Source organism: Bacteroidota bacterium, assembly GCA_023957335.1.
Classification (GTDB): Bacteria; Bacteroidota; Bacteroidia; order NS11-12g; family UBA955; genus JALOAG01.
Window position 1 is genome coordinate 474,218 of sequence record JAMLHC010000002.1, and the last position, 17,714, is coordinate 491,931.

Below are 17,714 nucleotides of genomic sequence, written 5' to 3' on the forward strand. Positions count from 1 at the left end.
TTTAGAAAATATTTTTTTGTAAATATTCTTTATGTTTTGCTTCATAGGCAAAACGTCAGACCTGTTAGTTCAAAGAAAGTGAACAAGTTTAGTGTTTAAAATGCCTGTTGCCGGCAAAAACCATTGCTATTTTTAGCTTATCGGCTTCGTCAATTGACATTTGGTCTTTGACCGAACCGCCCGGCTGTACAATCGCTTTAACACCTGCTGTTGCACCAATTTCCACACAGTCGGGAAAAGGGAAAAATGCGTCAGATGCCATCACACACCCTTGCAAATCAAAGCCAAACCGTTTTGCTTTCTCAACAGCCTGATTAAGCGCATCCACACGCGAGGTCTGTCCTGTGCCTGACGCAAGCAACTGACCATTTTTGACTAAAACGATTGCATTTGATTTGGTGTGTTTTACCACCCTGAGTGCAAATTCCAAATCCGACAACTGTGTTGGCGTGGGTGCTATATGGGTTACGGTTTTGAACACATCTCTATTTTCGACCAGTCCGTCTCTGTCTTGAATGAGCGTACCGTTCAAAATAGTGCGCTTTTGATTTTTTGACATTTTGAAGGAAGTGATTTTGAGCAAGGTTCTTTGGGCTTTTTTGGTAAATAATTCTTCTACTCCTTCCTCATATCCGGGAGCTAAAAGGATTTCAAAGAAAATGCTGTTGATTTTTTGTGCAGTTGCCATGTCTATCGGCTTGTTGCAAATCATGATTCCGCCAAAAGCAGAAACGGGGTCGGCCGCCAAAGCCGCATCATAACTATCTGCAACTGTTGCACGTGTGGCAATGCCGCAAGCATTATTGTGTTTGATAATGGCAAATGTTGCTCCGGCTTGGCTATCAAAATCTCCCAAGAGTGCCATTGCAGCTTCTATGTCCAACAAATTATTATAGGAGATTTCTTTGCCTTGAATACGCTCAAAATTATCCTCCATATTGCCTCTGAAACTTGCCTTTTGATGCGGATTTTCGCCATATCTTAATGCGTATTCCTGCTCACCTGCCAAATATGATCCGATAAGTTCGTCATAAGCTTGCGTAACCTTGAAAGCTTTGGCCGCAAATGATTTTCGCGCTGCCAAGTCCAACTTGTTTTGCATAATCAGCTCTGCCGCTTTACTATAATCGGCTTTGTCACAGATTACACAAGTAGAATTGAAATTTTTGGCAGCAGCTCTGATAAGTGAAACACCGCCAATATCAATCTTTTCAATGATTTCTTGGGCTGTCCCCCCGGCTTGTAATGTTTCTTCGAACGGATACAAATCGACCACAATCAAATCAATATTTGGAATATTGAACTCCTTTGCTTGAGCAATATCTCCTTCATGGTCTCGCCTGAATAAAATACCTCCAAACACAGCAGGATGTAAGGTTTTGACACGTCCACCAAAAATAGATGGGTAACCGGTCAGGTCTTCCACATGATTCACTTTGCCACCGCGTTCTTCAATAAATTTTGCAGTTCCACCGGTCGAATAAATACCGATATTTTGGGTTTTAAGTGCGTTAAGAAGCACTTCCAAGCCGTCTTTATAAAAAACGGAAATCAGTGCATTTTTGATTTGTAAAGAGTCCAATTTATTTCTTTGATTTGTAAGGGCGCAAAGGTAGTTTAAACGCGTCCAAAAGACGGAAGTCTGAACCGGAGTTCTTTACAAATTATAAACAAAATAGGGCTAAAATAATAGCATCTAATGCAAAACATCGCTTAGATGTTTACCCCCGCGCCATTTCAAAAATCCGTTTGGAGTCAAGGCTAATAAAAGTAAATAGCAGTACTGTAAAAGCGATAAAGGAACTACCGCCATAGCTAAAAAACGGTAAAGGAATTCCTATGACAGGCACGATTCCCAATGTCATTCCTATATTGATAAAAAAATGAATCAATAAAATAGAAAAGAGTCCATACCCTACCACCCTGCTAAATGTGGTTCGCTGTCGCTCCGCCAGATATACAATTCTGCCCATGAAACTCAGGTAGATTAGAATAACAGATGCTGTTCCGGCAAATCCCCACTCTTCGCCAATCGTACAAAAAATAAAATCAGTAGATTGTTCCGGCACAAATCCCATCAAGGTTTGTGTACCCTGCATAAAACCACGTCCCATAACACCGCCTGCACCAATAGCAATCTTAGATTGGTTTACATTGTAACCAATACCCATCTTATCCTCTTTGATGTTGAGCGTAACAAGGATTCTGTCCCTTTGATATTGTTTAAGCACTTTATTAAAAAAAACGTTCACAGTTACGTTCAACGCAATAGACCCGGCCACAATCAGCAGAATGAGTAAAAGTGCTTTTTTATATCTGCGCAAAACGAATGCTGCAATTGCGCCTAATACTATGATACTGATTGATATATAATAACTTTCATAATAATAATCTATGATAATTGATAGAACGAACACTAAGATTACCCAAAGACCCATTACCAAAATGTAACCGGGCATCCCTTCACGATAAAACACCAACACAAAACTTAAGAATACCAAAGCGGAGCCTGTGTCATTCTGTGCCAAAGTGAGCAAAAAAGGAAGCCCGACCAAAGCAATGCAAATACCAATGTTTTTCCAACCTTTAAAACCAACATTATATCCATCTAAGTATTTTGCAACCCCCAAAACCGTGGCATATTTGGCAAACTCTGCCGGCTGAAGCCGAAAACTTCCAATACTTATCCAACTTTTAGAAGCAGCAATCGTAGTACCTATCACAAGTACCAACACCAACAACCCGATTACCAATGCGTATATGAAATAGGAGGTTACATTAAAAAAAGTGGGGGTAAGCAACATAAAAAAGAATCCTACCCCCAATGCAACTGCCATGAACATCAACTGTTTTCCGTGATTTTGTGAAAAATCCCAAAACCCCGCATTTTCAGTTGAGGCTGATGCAGAAAATACATTCAACACCCCAAATGACGATAAAATCAAAAACAAGATGATTGTCAGCCAATCAGGGCGAGGTTTCTCCTTAAAAATACCGGGATTGTGGTAATTAACCATGCAGCAAAATTACAATTAAGTCAACTACCAAGTATGGTCTGCAATAATTTTCCAACCTTCTTTATCAAAAAACTTGAACAACAGCGAAAATTTCCCGGACAATACCGTGTCAGTGCGTGTTACTTGCCAATCTCCCGGCACAAGACAAACACCCGACTCAATAGAAATCACTTGGGTAATTTCAAACTTGAGTATGCCTCGGTTCTCACTATTACTATTAAAATATGTCCGTTGATACATATCATGCAGATTCTGCCATCCGTAACTCACACCTTTTGCAGTCAAAAAAGGCAGCGAATCCGATTGCTCATACAAAGACATAAAACACTCCAAACTCCCTTGGTTCCATGCCTCTGACTGTTTCAAAATAAGCCCCGGAATATGAGATAGGCTGCTTCTGGTTTTATTTTCCATGTTTTCTTTCATGGTGGGAATGATATAAGTACCCAACAAAGCAGCAATCAAAAAGATTAGAAGTGCAGTAGAAGTCTTTTTATTCATTTTGTCATCAAATATTTGAGCGAAACCTGAACCAAGTTGTGATAAACACCATTTCTGCGGAATTGTGCTAAAGGTAAATTAATGCTTGACTTATCCGAGTCAATAATGGAGCGGATTGAATACTCATATCCGGCAAAAACAGATAGTTGTTCGGATACAAAATATTCTCCACCAAAATGCAACAAATAATCTGCATTGCGTAGCCCTATGATGGGCTTTGGCGAACCTCCGTCATCATACTTTGAACTGAATACATAAGCCCAAGCAAGCCCGCCCCGAATGGCATATTTCTTTTGGACATAACGATAGTAAAGCGGGACTTCTACATAATGATATGAGTAGATTAAGACAGGCTCTATTCCTTGCGGATCGCGTCTGTTGCGACTTCCTTTGCCCATATACATTAAATCAAATCCGAGAGAATGGCTCTCCTTTGGCAAAACATAGTGTACAAAAACACCACCATTAAAGCCGAGTTTATTGTAACCTGCATTAAAGTCACCATCTACTTGACAAAGATTCACACCCACTTGCAAGCCACCTTCAAAATGTTGAGCTTGCGTATTCATAACTATAAATAACATCATGAATAAGACAACTAATTTGTTCTGCATCGTAGTCAAAAGTAGGGGTATTTTTTAAAATAATACAATCTCACACAAATTAAAAAAAGAATAATTACTCGCCTATTTACAAAGCAGAAAAGCAATGTTTTATGTCATTGTCGCAACAAAATATGAATTAATTTAAAAAAAAGCACTTGAGTTACCGCACAAACCCATTAATATTGTGCTACCAAAAACAATATTTATAACTTAAAAAAATTATTTTATGGAAAACGTAGACATGGCTCAATTTGAACAAAATCAAGGCTTGATTGCCGCCTTATTTGGCGGTATAGGACTAGGCTTATTGATTTTTTATTTTTTAATCGTTCTTTTAATGATTATCAGTATGTGGAAAGTATTTGAAAAGGCGGGCAAACCAGGCTGGGCTGCCATTGTACCTATTTACAATCTGGTAATTTTATTAGAAATTGTAAGAAAACCTATTTGGTGGATTATTCTTCTTTTAATTCCATTTGTTAACTTGATTGTAATCATCATTCTTTACATTGAATTGGCAAAGGTTTTTGGACAAGGCGGAGGCTTTGCTGTAGGCTTGATTCTTCTTGGCATCATTTTCATTCCTATTTTAGCCTTTGGGGATGCTAAGTATGTAGTAGCAGACAATAATAACACCCCGGATTCTAATTAAGCACTATTTCGCTGACTCAAACCAACAAAAAGCCTGTGAACGCTCACGGGCTTTTTGTTTGCTGCAAAGTAGGTGTGCTCTTTATTACCAAAATCATAGCACTTAGCTGAGACTCATTTTATCTTATCTTTGACATCCTCAAAACACGCAAACACAGATGAAACCTGAAAGTTTAATGATGTCTTATGGCTACAAGCCTGAGCTATCCGAAGGAGCTGTAAAAAGCCCGATTTTTATGACTTCTACCTTTGTTTTTAAAACAGCAGAAGAAGGCAAAGCTTTTTTTGAAATTGCTTATGGACATAGAGAGAAAGGCAAAACGGAAGAATTGGGATTGATATACAGCAGAATCAACAACCCAAATCTTGAAATATTCGAGAACCGTCTTTGTTTGTGGGAAGGAGCAGAAGATTGTTGTGTTTTTGAGAGCGGAATGGCTGCTATTTCCACTGTGTTTTGGGAATTCCTGCGTCCCGGCAATTTACTTTTGATGAGCAGTCCGGTTTATGGAGGCACAGACCATTTTGTGAAGAAAGTACTTCCTCAATTTGGCATCCACATCTTGGAGTTTGGCATTCATCAAAGCCAAGAAGAAATTATTGCAATGGTGAATAAAAGCGGTTTAGCCGACAAATTAGCACTTATCTATACTGAAACCCCTGCCAATCCTACCAACGACCTAATTGACATTTCAATCTGCAAGGCAGTAGCCAATCATTTTTCAAAACCGGAGAAAGAGGTTTTTGTAGCTGTTGACAACACATATATGGGACCACTTTGGCAACATCCATTGGCACATGGAGCCGACCTTGTGCTCTATTCTGCAACAAAATATATAGGAGGGCATAGTGATATAATTGCAGGTGCGTGTTTGGGCAATAAATCTATTATGCCCAGAGTGCGTGCCATGCGAACGTTCTTGGGCAATATGGCAAGTCCACACACGGGATGGCTCTTGCTCAGAAGCTTAGAAACACTAAAAGTCCGCATGGATACTCAATCTGCAAATGCCAATAAAATTGCAGATTACTTAATTACCCATCCCAAGGTTGAAAAGTTGTATTTTTTAGGCAACATTCTTGAAGACAGTGCGCAAGGCAGAATCAAAGCAAAACAATGTCTTAGTAATGGGGCTATGATTTCGTTTGATATTAAAGGTGGGGAAAAAGAAGCTTTCACATTTCTGAATTCACTGAAACTTATCAAACTTGCCGTAAGCCTTGGTAGCACAGAAAGTCTTGCTGAACACCCAGCTACCATGACGCACTGCGATGTGGACCCGACAGATAGACAAAAACTATCCATTACCGAAAAGATGGTGCGTTTGTCTGTAGGAGTTGAAAACTATGAAGATATCATTGCGGATATTAGACAAGCCTTAGAAAGGGTGTAAAAACCATTATCCCAATATTTTCATTTTTGCAAATTTCAAAACCAAGGTTTTAGAACCGGCTTCTTCAAAATTAACCACCGCCTTGCTGTTTACCCCTTCCTTACTTACTGACTCAACTATCCCTTTGCCAAAGCGTTGGTGCATAACCCTTGTGCCTGTCACTAACCCCGACAAATCATCTGTTGTGAAATTGGGGTCTGATATCTGTTGTTTGGGCGAAGCAAATTGATGATGATAAGCCGGATTGATGGTAAATTTATTACTTGAACTCTCACGGTTTTCTTTATTGCCAAACACACTAACCTTGTCAGGCATTGGCTTGCCTTTAAACATGTCATTTGTATTCAGGTAGCGCGGCTCGATTTCGCGCAAAAAACGACTGGGCTCACAATACAATAAATTTCCATGCCTAAAACGAGATGTGGCATAACTTAGATGCAATTTTTTTTCGGCACGGGTAACGGCAACATAAAACAATCTCCTCTCCTCCTCCAGCTCCGACCTGCTTTGCAAGGTCATAAAAGAAGGAAACAAATTTTCTTCCAAGCCCACAACAAAAACTGCCGGAAATTCCAACCCCTTAGAAGCATGAATCGTCATCAACTTCACTTTTTCATGCTCGGAATCGTCCTGTTTGTCCACATCAGTAAGTAGTGCAACATCTTGCAAAAATGCATCCAGTGTTTTATCGGCTTCATTGGTATCATCTTCACAAAACTCCTTGACTCCATTGAGCAATTCCATGATATTCTCATGGCGCGAAATCCCTTCGGGGGTCTTGTCTTCATGCAAATGTTTGAGCAAGCCGGACTGCTTGGCAACATAGTCAACGGTATCAAAAGCATCTTTGGTTTTTGCGATATCGCGAAAATTGCAAATCATCATATAGAAATTCTGAATTCTCCCCAAAGCAGCTCCAAACACATCGAAATGATGGGCTTTCTCTAATACATCCCAAAGAGTTACATTGTATTGATTTGCTATGTAAACAATTTTCTGAATGGTTGTATCTCCAATTCCTCTGACTGGATAATTGATAACGCGTTTAAGTGCTTCTTCATCTTTCTGATTCACGGTTAGGCGCAAATAGGCAATCAGGTCTTTGATTTCCTTGCGTTGATAAAAGGACAAACCTCCATAAATTTTATAGGGAATGTTAATTTTTCGGAGTGATTCCTCAAATGCTCTTGATTGTGCATTGGTTCTGTACAAAATAGCAATTTCATCATTCTTAAAACCTTGGGAGTGAATTAAAGAATATATCTGTTGTGTTACCATAGTCCCCTCTTCCTTGTCGGTAAGGGCTTTAATCACGTTGATTTTGTCTCCTTCAGGGTTTGAAGTCCAAATTTTTTTGTCAAGTTTTTGTTTGTTGTGATTAATAATATCTCCGGACGCTGCTACAATTGTTTTGGTTGAGCGATAGTTTTGTTCGAGTTTCACAACTTTATGCTCGGGATAATCTACTGCAAAATTGAGAATATTCTGAATGTTGGCTCCTCTGAAAGAATAAATACTTTGCGAATCATCGCCCACCACACAGATATTGCGAGAGACCGCAACCAACTTTTTGATAATCATATACTGACAATGATTAGTGTCCTGATATTCATCCACCAACACATAGTGAAACTGATGTTGGTATTTGTTCAACACTTCGGGATGTTCTTTGAGTAACTTATAGGTATTGAGTAACAGGTCATCAAAATCCATGACATTGGATTTGAAACATCTTTTGGAATATTCAACAAAAATTTCACCGGTTTTTGGTCTTCCGTTGGCTTCATCATTGACTGAACATTCATAAGAAGCAAGGTATTCCTCTGCTGTAATGAGATTGTTCTTGGCGGATGAAATACGGTTATAAATCACAGATGCTTTGTAGAGTTTATCATCGAGGTTCATTTCTTTGATAATACTTTTTACCATACTCTTGGCATCATCAGAGTCAAATATTGTAAAATTAGGCTGGTAGCCAATCTTGACGGCTTCGGAACGGAGTATTCTGGCAAAAACCGAGTGAAAAGTTCCCATCCACAAGTTCTTAGCTTCCGGACCAACAATTTTCTCGATACGTTCTCTCATTTCACGTGAAGCCTTATTGGTAAAGGTAAGCGCCAGAATATTGAAAGGGTCAACCCCGTGATACATAAGTAAAGCGATGCGATAGGTAAGTACTCTTGTTTTGCCCGAACCCGCACCGGCAAGCACCATCAAAGGTCCTTCCAGACACATAACAGCCTCTTTTTGAGACTCATCTAAATCTTTCAAAAAAGGAGCAAGCTCCATGTTTTCCATGTTTCAAAAATAAGGTTGAATTGTTGTGTGAGAAAACTATTTCCCCACGCAAAACTCACATGTAATCAAAAATCAGTATATCATTTGAATTGTCCTTATCAGGAAGGCTCTTGGCATATTTCCTTTGAACAAAAGGTATTAAAAAACGCATATCGTTATACCACTTTTCAAATCCATTGAAATAGCTGTATAAATGATTTAACATTTCCATCTCATCTTGATATTCTCGACCTTTTTTCCTTGCAAAAGACTTATCCATATTTTCCATATAAATTTTGAAATCGAGCATGCTTTCAAACCAATTTCTATAGATAGCGTAGTTGGTATTGGTGGCTCCAATGGCATAAGTCTCACGAGATTTAGGAAAACGCATTCCGGTCAGGTTATTGTATTTGCGTGCGAGCCAACTTGGCTTCTTGTCGGCACCGGACTCCTCAATTTTAATGGCAATAAAAAAAACTGCATATTTTCCCAGATAATAATCTGCAATCTCAAATAATTCTTGCATACCCGGTATTTCATTAAGGTTTAGACTATCCTGAGAAAACTTATTGGGTAAATCACTTTTGAAATAGACAAGTTTAAAAACCTTCTTCTGTGGACGCGGAGTTTCCACTCTTTTGGTAGCTGTATTAACAATAATTAAAAGTATCAGAATTGGGAACTTGGCAATACTCCAAAACTTTCTTTGATTTTTAATGAGTACCATATAGCGGGCAAAATTACCATGATATTTAAAAGAATAAACCACAAGTTTTCCAATGGCGTTGATAAATTGACCAACGGCTTATGGACAGGGGTATTTGGTATGTGTCTTTGAGCAATCCAATAAACTTCATATACGGTTTGCCGTCTTTCATGTATTTTTGCATTTTAATACTGAGCACAAAAGTCAAGGTGAGACCCATTATAGTATTACTTTGTTTGGTGGCAACCATGCTTCTTTCATGTGAAAACAAGAAGGAGGATATGAGCAATATTCTGGGCACAGAGTATTTTCCGCTCAATTCCGGCAGGGAGTATATTTATCAAGTGGATTCTATCATTTTTGACGAATTCAACCAATCTGTTGATACAATTACTTCGCGATTAAGAATCAGGTATATAAACACTTTTATTGACAGTTCAAAGACATCTTCATTACGAGTGGAATATGACAATCCCGACAAAGGATATAATGACCCCAAAAATCGCTGGGTGAGTGTTATCAAATTGACTCAAAATTCGATTGTCAATTACTCAGACACTTTCAGAACTATCAAAATGAGTTTCCCTGTGAGAAATGGCAAGAAATGGGATGCAAACACATTCAACAATCTTCCCGCACAAATATATTCTTACAAAAATGTAGGCATTCCGTTTGAAATACTTAATTTTAAATTCTCCGAAACAGCCACTATTCAACAATACGAACTCTATACACCACTCACCGAAATCAACTCTTATGAAGTTTATGCAAAGAATGTAGGAATGATATATTCAGTCAACACTTATATCCAACGTTTTGACGGCAAAGTTTCCGGAAAGAAAATAATAACCACACTGAGGGAATACAGATAAAATGAGGATTAAGTCATTCATATTGATATTGTTAATGGCACCAATGATGCTGTGGTTTTCCTGTCGCAAAGACAAATTTGAGGATTTTGACAATAATCAATTAGGCACAAATTACTTTCCAATCAAAACTAAAATGTACCATCAGTACAAAGTGAAAATTATACATTTTGATGCTTTTAATCAAACTTCCGACACGCTGCATTTGATAGAAAGAATTGAACAAGACACATTCTTCAAAGATAATTTGGGCAGAAATGCCATGCGTATTGAGGTTTTCACAAAAGACAGCAATGCAGCCCAATGGGAGTCCGTGCGCTCATACTATTATGTTGGTCTCAAAACTCATGTAGAAGCGGTGATAGAAAATAAACGAAATGTGATTTTGACTTTACCTATGCATGAAGAATCTGTTTGGGATTATAATACCTACAACAATCAACCTCAGTATTTGCTTATGTATAGTAAAAAGATGGATTCTTATAGTAATGGTATAATTCAAGCAGGAAGAAGTATGGAAATCACCCGACTTGGGCGAGATTTGCCGTTTGAAAGCAACTATTGGAAAGAAATATACTCGGAAGGAATCGGCTTAGTGTCGCGCGAATACACAAATATTGAATTTGTCAATAATATACCGTCAGGAATAAAAGAAAATAAAGAACTCATAGAATATGGTTACAAATAAGAAAATACTACTCACCGCACTATTTTTGTGTTATTGTATTGCAACTATTACCGGATTGCAGGCAGAAGACTCACTCCAAATGAATCAACAATTTATTGTTCATTTAAAGGATAAATCAGGCTCTCCTTTCAGCATAGACAAACCCGAAGCATTTCTAAGCCCTCGCGCTATTGAACGCAGAAAAAGACTTGGAATCCCCATCAACAACGAAGATATTCCCGTAAACAATCACTATAAAAACCAAATTGCCCAACTCCCTGGTGTTCATGTTTTATATACTTCACGTTGGTTCAATACTGTAACAATCAACATGGACACCATGCAAACCAAAACTTCAGACTTGCTCTCACTTCCCTTTGTCGCTTCTTTTGAGCACATCGGGCGCACACCCGCGTCCGGTGAAAAAGATACAACCGGCTTAACCGGTCAAGCAGAAATATTAGATGAAAAGATTAAAAACTTAAAACTCAGTTATATCAATAATCGGGATTTAAATCTTAATGAGTATTATGGCGCAGGGTTAGAACAAATTCAAATGTTATCCGGACACGTGGTTCACCAAGCCGGATACAAAGGCAAAGGTGTTTTGATTGCGGTATTAGATGTTGGATTTCAAAATGTTAATAAGCTACCCGCGTTTGACAGTTTGATGCTCAATCATAAAATTATTTCTTATACAGATTTTGTCAACTTTGATGGCAGTGTTTGGGAGGACGGCTCACACGGAACCAACGCATTGAGTTGTATAGCCGGCAACATTCCGGGCGTATTTGTCGGTACAGCACCGGATGCAAACTTTGTTCTTGTAAGGACAGAAAACGAAGGCTATGAATCCAGATTAGAAGAATCAAATTGGTTGACAGGAGCCGAATATGCTGACAGTATAGGAGCAGATTTGATTAGCTCCTCGCTTGGATATACAACCTTTACAGACAAAGAGTTTTCGCACACTTATTCTGACATGGATGGAAATACTACATTAATCACCCGTGCTGCCGACAAAGCTTTCGAGAAAGGCATCATGGTCATGAATTCAGCCGGCAACGAAGGCTATTCTCCTTGGCACTATATCGGTGCACCTGCGGACGGCATTAATGTCGTGGCATCCGGTGGGGTGGATGTATATATGACTCCTTCTATTTTTAGTTCATTCGGACCCAGCTATGACAACCGTGTGAAACCCGATATTTCAGCGATGGCAACCAATACCATTGTAGCTGAATCGGATGGTGAAATAGTTCCGTCAAATGGTACTTCTTTTTCAAATCCCGTTTTGGCAGGAATGATGGCTTGTATGATTCAGGCTTGTCCGGACAAGAGTTTACAAGAAATTAAAGAAGCTGTGTTCAAAAGCAGCACACACTATGCAAAGCCTGACAATATGTATGGATATGGAGTACCAGATTTTACAATGGCACTTGTGATTTTGGGCAAAATACCTCAGTTTGATACAACTCAAAATTTTGTCTTTGAAAATGACCTCAAAAAAGGCTTTGCTATCGCTTCCTTAAAAATGTATTCTGCCTATGACCAGAAGGTTACATTTTCATTAAAGAAAATGAACAAATCCGGCAAATACAAAAAAGTTACTAGAACCAAAGTAACACTCACAGAAGGTCAGTTTTACAGCACACCTTGGCTGATTAACTATATACTCAAAAACAAACTTCAAAGAGGCAATTACATGATAGAGATAGAGTCTAAATACATGTTTTATCAACGCTCTCTGACAGTGGGAGGGTAAAGAGTTGATTGACAAATCTCACAAATCAATATAACAAAAAAGACTGTTCAAATGAACAGTCTTTTTTGTTTCTAAATATATAAATCGTTTTTTTAAACCAGAACAATCACTTTATTGTTCAACACTTCCACAATACCGCCTTCAACAGCAAATGATTCGTTTTTTGTTCCATTTCCCACTTCAACATTACCTTTCACAAGGTTTGAAACAACGGGGGCGTGTCCTTTCAATACTTGAAAACTACCTTTAGCACCCGGCAATATAATAGAATCAGCATTGCCTTCAAAAAGAGTTGTATCGGGAGTGATGATTTTAATTTCTAACATAAACAGGGTTATTTAGCAGCCTCAGCCAACATTTTTTTACCTTTTTCGATAGCATCTTCAATGTTACCCACAAGGTTAAAAGCAGCTTCAGGATATTCGTCAACTTCGCCATCCATAATCATATTGAAACCTTTGATTGTGTCTTTAATGTCAACCAATACACCTTTTAGACCGGTGAACTGCTCAGCAACGTGGAAAGGTTGAGAAAGGAATCTTTGTACCCTTCTGGCTCTGAGTACCACAAGTTTATCCTCTTCGCTCAATTCATCCATACCCAAAATTGCAATAATATCTTGCAACTCTTTGTAGCGTTGAAGTAATTCTTTAACTCTTTGTGCGCAAGCATAATGCTCTTTTCCAAGAATATCTTCAGTAAGAATACGCGAGGTAGAATCCAATGGGTCAACCGCAGGATAAATACCTAACTCGGCAATTTTACGAGAAAGTACTGTCGTGGCATCCAAGTGCGCAAAAGTAGTAGCCGGTGCAGGGTCAGTCAAGTCGTCAGCAGGTACATAAACCGCTTGCACAGAAGTGATAGAACCTCTGTTGGTAGAAGTAATCCTTTCTTGCATAGTACCCATTTCAGACGCCAATGTAGGCTGATATCCCACCGCAGAAGGCATACGTCCAAGCAATGCAGACACCTCAGAACCCGCTTGTGTAAATCTGAAAATATTGTCAATGAAGAACAGAATATCTTTGCCTTGTCCTTCGCCATCACCGTCTCTGAACTGTTCAGCTACCGCAAGACCGGAAAGTGCAACCCTTGCACGCGCACCGGGAGGTTCATTCATTTGGCCAAACACAAGTGCAGCTTGAGACTTTACAAGTTCGTTTTTATCTACTTTGCTCAAATCCCAACCACCTTCTTCCATGCTCTTATTAAATTCTTCGCCATAACGAATTACGTTAGACTCAATCATTTCTCGCAACAAGTCGTTTCCTTCACGGGTTCTCTCTCCCACTCCGGCAAACACTGACATACCATCATAGGCTTTTGCAATGTTATTAATCAATTCCATGATTAACACGGTTTTGCCTACTCCTGCACCACCAAAAAGACCAATTTTACCCCCTTTTGCATAAGGCTCTAACAAGTCAATAACCTTAATACCGGTATAAAGTGGTTCTGATGAAGTAGAAAGGTTTTCAAAAACAGGCGCTTCTGCATGGATAGAACGACCTTTGGATTTGTCCAAAACATCAATTCCGTCAATCGCTTCGCCCACAACATTCATCAAACGACCTCTGATTTGTTCTCCTACCGGCATTTGGATAGTTTGTCCAAGGTCAGTAACTGCCATTCCTCTGGTCAATCCGTCTGTGGAGTCCATCGCAACTGCACGCACAGTACGCTCTCCTAAATGTTGTTGTACTTCGAGTACGATTACTTGACCATCCGTTTTTTGAACGGTCATTGCATTGTAAATTTTGGGTAGTTCAACTCCTGCTCCTTGAAACGTAACGTCAACAACAGGACCGATAACCTGTGATATTTTTCCTATATTAGCCATGTATTTATTAGGGTTTAAACAGCTTGTTTTTCGTGGCGCAAAAATAATCTTTTGAACCACAATAAAAAATCTCAAACCTTTTTTTCCTATAACTTTTTTTTTTAACAGAATCCCCTATTTTATGTTTTGAGTCGCTGTTACAAATTATTTAAGGGACTTTTGAGCTTAGCAATTTCTTGCTCTGTAGCGTTGTATTGATAAAGTTAATGTTTTTATTCCTAAGAGTTTTTGGATTAGCTTGTGTTTTCTGTTTTGAGTAAACTCATTTTTTGGGCATCTAACCCCACTTGCTTAAGCAAATATCTGCAAGTACAAACTATAACAATGAAGCAGTATGCAGACTTAAAATCACTTGAATATATGTAGAATTTGGTTTAGTATTGCAGATATTTAAGAGTTAGGTGCAAGCGTAGCGGACGACACAACAACCATCGACAGGCAGACAATTTAACAGAAAAAGTAAACCATTTTGACGAGTGACCAAAGACATATAGACCATATTGAAATCGGACATCAAGTAAGCCGACACTCATTGCCGATCCTTCTGTATTTTTTATTTTTTCCCTCCGCACTTTTTTTTAATTCAATTTTAGCCAACCGTACAAGTGGCTCTTTTGGTTTTGCCCGACACACAAGCCGACCCTACGCAAAACCAAAAGAGCCATTTTTCGCCAACGCACAGAATGACATTAGGACTTTAAATAATTATCTTAGCAACTTGACAATATAAGAATGGCATTAAGCTGGAACGAAATAAAAGATAGAGCATTAAAATTCTCAAAAGAATGGGCAAATACTTCAAATGAAGAAGCAGACGCAAAGCCATTTTTAGTTGAGTTTTTTAATGTATTTGGCATTAGCAGTAAACGTGTTTCGACTTTTGAACACAGAGTGAAAAAACTGGACGACAAAGACGGTTACATTGACCTGCTTTGGAAAGGAACAATTTTAATTGAAATGAAAAGCAGGGGCAAAAACCTTGACAAAGCCTATCAGCAAGCAAAAGAATATACACACGGACTAAAACAGCACGAATTACCGAAATACATTCTCATTTCCGACTTTGAAAATTTTAGACTTTACGACCTTGATGAAGATAAAACCGTAGAATTTAAACTCAACGACCTTGTAAATAATGTTCAGCATTTCGGTTACATTTTAGGTTATCAAAAAAAGGTTTACAAAGAACAAGACCCTGCTAACATCAAAGCAGCCGAGTTAATGGGTAAACTTCACGACAGACTTGAAGAAATCGGCTACACAGGACATCCATTAGAAGTTTACTTGGTTCGTATTTTATTTTTGCTGTTTGCCGAAGACACGACAATTTTCAATAAACAACAATTTCAGGAATATTTAGAACAACGGACAGCAGAAGACGGAAGCGACCTTGCAGCCAAACTGCAAGAACTTTTTCAGGTGCTGAACACACCAAAGGAAAACCGTTTTAAAAATCTTGATGAGCAACTTGCCGACTTTCCGTATGTAAACGGAAAACTTTTTGAAGAAAACTTGCCTACGGCAAGTTTCGACACAAAAATGCGTCAAGCCTTACTTGACTGCTGTTACATTGATTGGAGCAAAATATCTCCAGCGATATTTGGTTCAATGTTTCAAAGCGTAACGAACCCAAAAGAACGCAGAAACTTAGGAGCACATTACACAAGCGAAACCAATATTTTAAAACTTATCAAACCGCTTTTCTTAGATGACCTTTGGAAAGAATTTGAAAGCATCAAAGACAATAAAAACAAACTTCCTGAATTTCATAAAAAATTAAGCACCCTTAAATTCCTTGACCCTGCTTGCGGTTGCGGAAACTTTCTTGTAATTACTTACAGAGAATTACGATTGTTAGAATTAGAAATTTTAAGAGCATCAAACAAAAGTGGACAAGGAGTTTTAGACGTAAGAGATATTATTTGGCTTGACGTTGATATGATGTGTGGTATTGAATATGAAGAATTTCCTGCACGAATTGCAGAAGTTGCAATGTGGCTAATTGACCACCAAATGAATATGCAAATTAGCAATGAATTTGGGCAATACTTTGTTCGTTTACCGTTAAAGAAATCCGCAAAAATTATTCACGGAAACGCATTACAAACAAACTGGGAAAGCATAGTTTCCAAAAATGAACTTTCTTTCATTCTCGGAAATCCACCTTTTATTGGTAAACAAGTTCAAAAACCTGAACAAAAAGCGGATATGGAAAAAATATTTGCAGGCGTAACAGGTGGCGGAACTTTAGATTATGTAACAGCGTGGTATGTAAAAGCAGCTCAATATATTCAAGACACAAAAATTAAAGTTGCTTTTGTATCAACTAATTCAATTGCTCAAGGAGAGCAAGTCGGAATTATTTGGGGTTTGCTTTTTCATAAATATAAAATCAAAATTCACTTTGCTCATAGAACTTTTAAATGGAACAACGAAGCAAAAGGTAATGCCGCTGTTTATTGTGTTATAGTTGGCTTCGCAAACTACGACTCTAATGAAAAACGGATATTTGAATACGAAGACATAAAAGGTGAAGCACACGAAATAAAAGTAAAAAACATCAATCCTTATTTGGTTGATGCGAAAGATATTTTGGTTGAAAGAAGACAAAAAGCAATTTCAAATGTCCCAGAAATGTGTTTTGGAAATATGCCTGCTGACGGAGGCGAATTGCTTTTTACAACAGAAGAAAAGGAGGAGTTTTTGGCAAAAGAACCCAATGCAAAAAGTATTTTAGAAAATTTATCGGTTCTGAAGAATTTATTAATAACAAAGAACGTTGGTGTTTATGGTTGGAAGACATTAATCCAACAGAATTGAAATCTTTAAAATTGGTTTTAGACAGAGTTCAAAAAGTAAAAACAATTCGAGAAAAATCATCACGTCCACAGCTTGCACAAATTCCTCATTTATTTGCTCAAATTACGCAACCAAAAGGCGTTGATTATATTGTTGTTCCTAGCGTTTCTTCGGAAAGAAGAAAATATATTCCAATGGGTTTTGAGAAATCAAATGTTATTTCGAGTAATCTAAATTTAATTGTGCCGAGCGGAACACTTTATCACTTTGGCATATTAACGAGTGCAATGCATATGGCTTGGGTTAAAAACATATGCGGAAGACTAAAAAGCGACTATCGTTACTCAAAAGATATTGTTTACAATAATTATCCATTTCCCGAAAAACCAACAGACAAACAATTAAAAGCGATAGAAGAAAAAGCATTAGCGGTTTTAGATGCTAGACAGCAATTTCCTAACAGTTCACTTGCTGATTTATACGACCCTTTAACAATGCCTCCAGCTTTAATCAAAGCACACAACGAATTAGACAAAGCAGTGGACTTGGCTTACAGACCACAAGCATTTACAAGTGAGGCAAACAGAATGGTATTTTTATTTGACTTGTCCTGAAAT

Annotated in this window: 14 protein-coding genes and 1 pseudogene; 6 read left to right on the forward strand and 9 right to left on the reverse strand. The window is 38.2% G+C overall.

Features of this window, described 5'->3' with window-relative positions; all coding sequences use genetic code 11:
* Positions 1–88: 88 nt before the first annotated feature.
* The 4 genes from purH to M9892_05475 form a co-directional block, all read right to left on the reverse strand.
* The gene (gene purH, locus M9892_05460) at positions 89–1,582 is read right to left on the reverse strand and encodes a bifunctional phosphoribosylaminoimidazolecarboxamide formyltransferase/IMP cyclohydrolase (protein MCO5253798.1); all 1,494 of its coding nucleotides are present in this window, start codon (positions 1,580–1,582) and stop codon (positions 89–91) included.
* 139 nt (positions 1,583–1,721) lie between these two features.
* Positions 1,722–3,017: a rod shape-determining protein RodA gene (rodA, locus tag M9892_05465; GenBank protein ID MCO5253799.1), complete on the reverse strand. Its 1,296-nt coding sequence runs from the start codon at positions 3,015–3,017 to the stop codon at positions 1,722–1,724.
* Between the two features lie 24 nt (positions 3,018–3,041).
* Entirely contained in the window at positions 3,042–3,518 is a 477-nt protein-coding gene (locus tag M9892_05470; protein MCO5253800.1) for a DUF4440 domain-containing protein, read from the reverse strand.
* Positions 3,515–4,087, reverse strand: coding sequence for a PorT family protein (locus tag M9892_05475; GenBank protein MCO5253801.1), 573 nt, complete (start codon positions 4,085–4,087; stop codon positions 3,515–3,517). The genes M9892_05470 and M9892_05475 overlap by 4 nt, the downstream gene beginning before the upstream one ends.
* 262 nt (positions 4,088–4,349) lie before the next feature.
* On the opposite strand from M9892_05475, the gene M9892_05480 reads away from it, so the two are divergent.
* The gene (locus tag M9892_05480; protein MCO5253802.1) at positions 4,350–4,775 is read left to right on the forward strand and encodes a DUF5684 domain-containing protein; all 426 of its coding nucleotides are present in this window, start codon (positions 4,350–4,352) and stop codon (positions 4,773–4,775) included.
* A 157-nt stretch (positions 4,776–4,932) separates the two neighbouring features.
* Positions 4,933–6,168, forward strand: coding sequence for a cystathionine gamma-synthase family protein (locus M9892_05485; protein ID MCO5253803.1), 1,236 nt, complete (start codon positions 4,933–4,935; stop codon positions 6,166–6,168).
* Positions 6,169–6,174: 6 nt separating this feature from the next.
* On the opposite strand, the gene M9892_05490 is transcribed toward M9892_05485, so the two are convergent.
* Genes M9892_05490 through M9892_05500 form a run of 3 tightly spaced genes read right to left on the reverse strand, consistent with a single transcriptional unit; the run spans position 6,175 to position 9,338 of the window.
* Positions 6,175–8,466: a UvrD-helicase domain-containing protein gene (locus M9892_05490; protein ID MCO5253804.1), complete on the reverse strand. Its 2,292-nt coding sequence runs from the start codon at positions 8,464–8,466 to the stop codon at positions 6,175–6,177.
* A 55-nt stretch (positions 8,467–8,521) separates the two neighbouring features.
* The gene (locus M9892_05495; protein ID MCO5253805.1) at positions 8,522–9,175 is read right to left on the reverse strand and encodes a hypothetical protein; all 654 of its coding nucleotides are present in this window, start codon (positions 9,173–9,175) and stop codon (positions 8,522–8,524) included.
* Positions 9,176–9,200: 25 nt separating this feature from the next.
* Positions 9,201–9,338 (reverse strand): hypothetical protein, encoded by a 138-nt coding sequence (locus M9892_05500; GenBank protein ID MCO5253806.1) that lies wholly within the window; start codon positions 9,336–9,338, stop codon positions 9,201–9,203.
* Between the two features lie 25 nt (positions 9,339–9,363).
* On the opposite strand from M9892_05500, the gene M9892_05505 reads away from it, so the two are divergent.
* The 3 genes from M9892_05505 to M9892_05515 are packed head-to-tail and all read left to right on the forward strand — an operon-like array spanning position 9,364 to position 12,455.
* Positions 9,364–10,026 carry a hypothetical protein gene (locus M9892_05505; protein ID MCO5253807.1) on the forward strand — a complete coding sequence of 221 codons (663 nt, stop codon included), beginning with the start codon at positions 9,364–9,366 and terminating at the stop codon, positions 10,024–10,026.
* A gap of 43 nt (positions 10,027–10,069) precedes the next feature.
* The gene (locus M9892_05510; GenBank protein ID MCO5253808.1) at positions 10,070–10,711 is read left to right on the forward strand and encodes a hypothetical protein; all 642 of its coding nucleotides are present in this window, start codon (positions 10,070–10,072) and stop codon (positions 10,709–10,711) included.
* Entirely contained in the window at positions 10,698–12,455 is a 1,758-nt protein-coding gene (locus tag M9892_05515; protein MCO5253809.1) for a S8 family serine peptidase, read from the forward strand. The genes M9892_05510 and M9892_05515 overlap by 14 nt, the downstream gene beginning before the upstream one ends.
* Before the next feature lie 92 nt (positions 12,456–12,547).
* On the opposite strand, the gene atpC is transcribed toward M9892_05515, so the two are convergent.
* The gene (gene atpC, locus M9892_05520; protein ID MCO5253810.1) at positions 12,548–12,781 is read right to left on the reverse strand and encodes an ATP synthase F1 subunit epsilon; all 234 of its coding nucleotides are present in this window, start codon (positions 12,779–12,781) and stop codon (positions 12,548–12,550) included.
* Positions 12,782–12,789: 8 nt separating this feature from the next.
* Entirely contained in the window at positions 12,790–14,298 is a 1,509-nt protein-coding gene (gene atpD / locus M9892_05525; GenBank protein MCO5253811.1) for a F0F1 ATP synthase subunit beta, read from the reverse strand.
* Positions 14,299–15,030: 732 nt separating this feature from the next.
* Between atpD and M9892_05530 the strand changes: the two are divergent.
* Positions 15,031–17,711 (forward strand): annotated as a pseudogene (locus tag M9892_05530) (class I SAM-dependent DNA methyltransferase).
* The last annotated feature ends 3 nt before the right edge of the window (positions 17,712–17,714 follow it).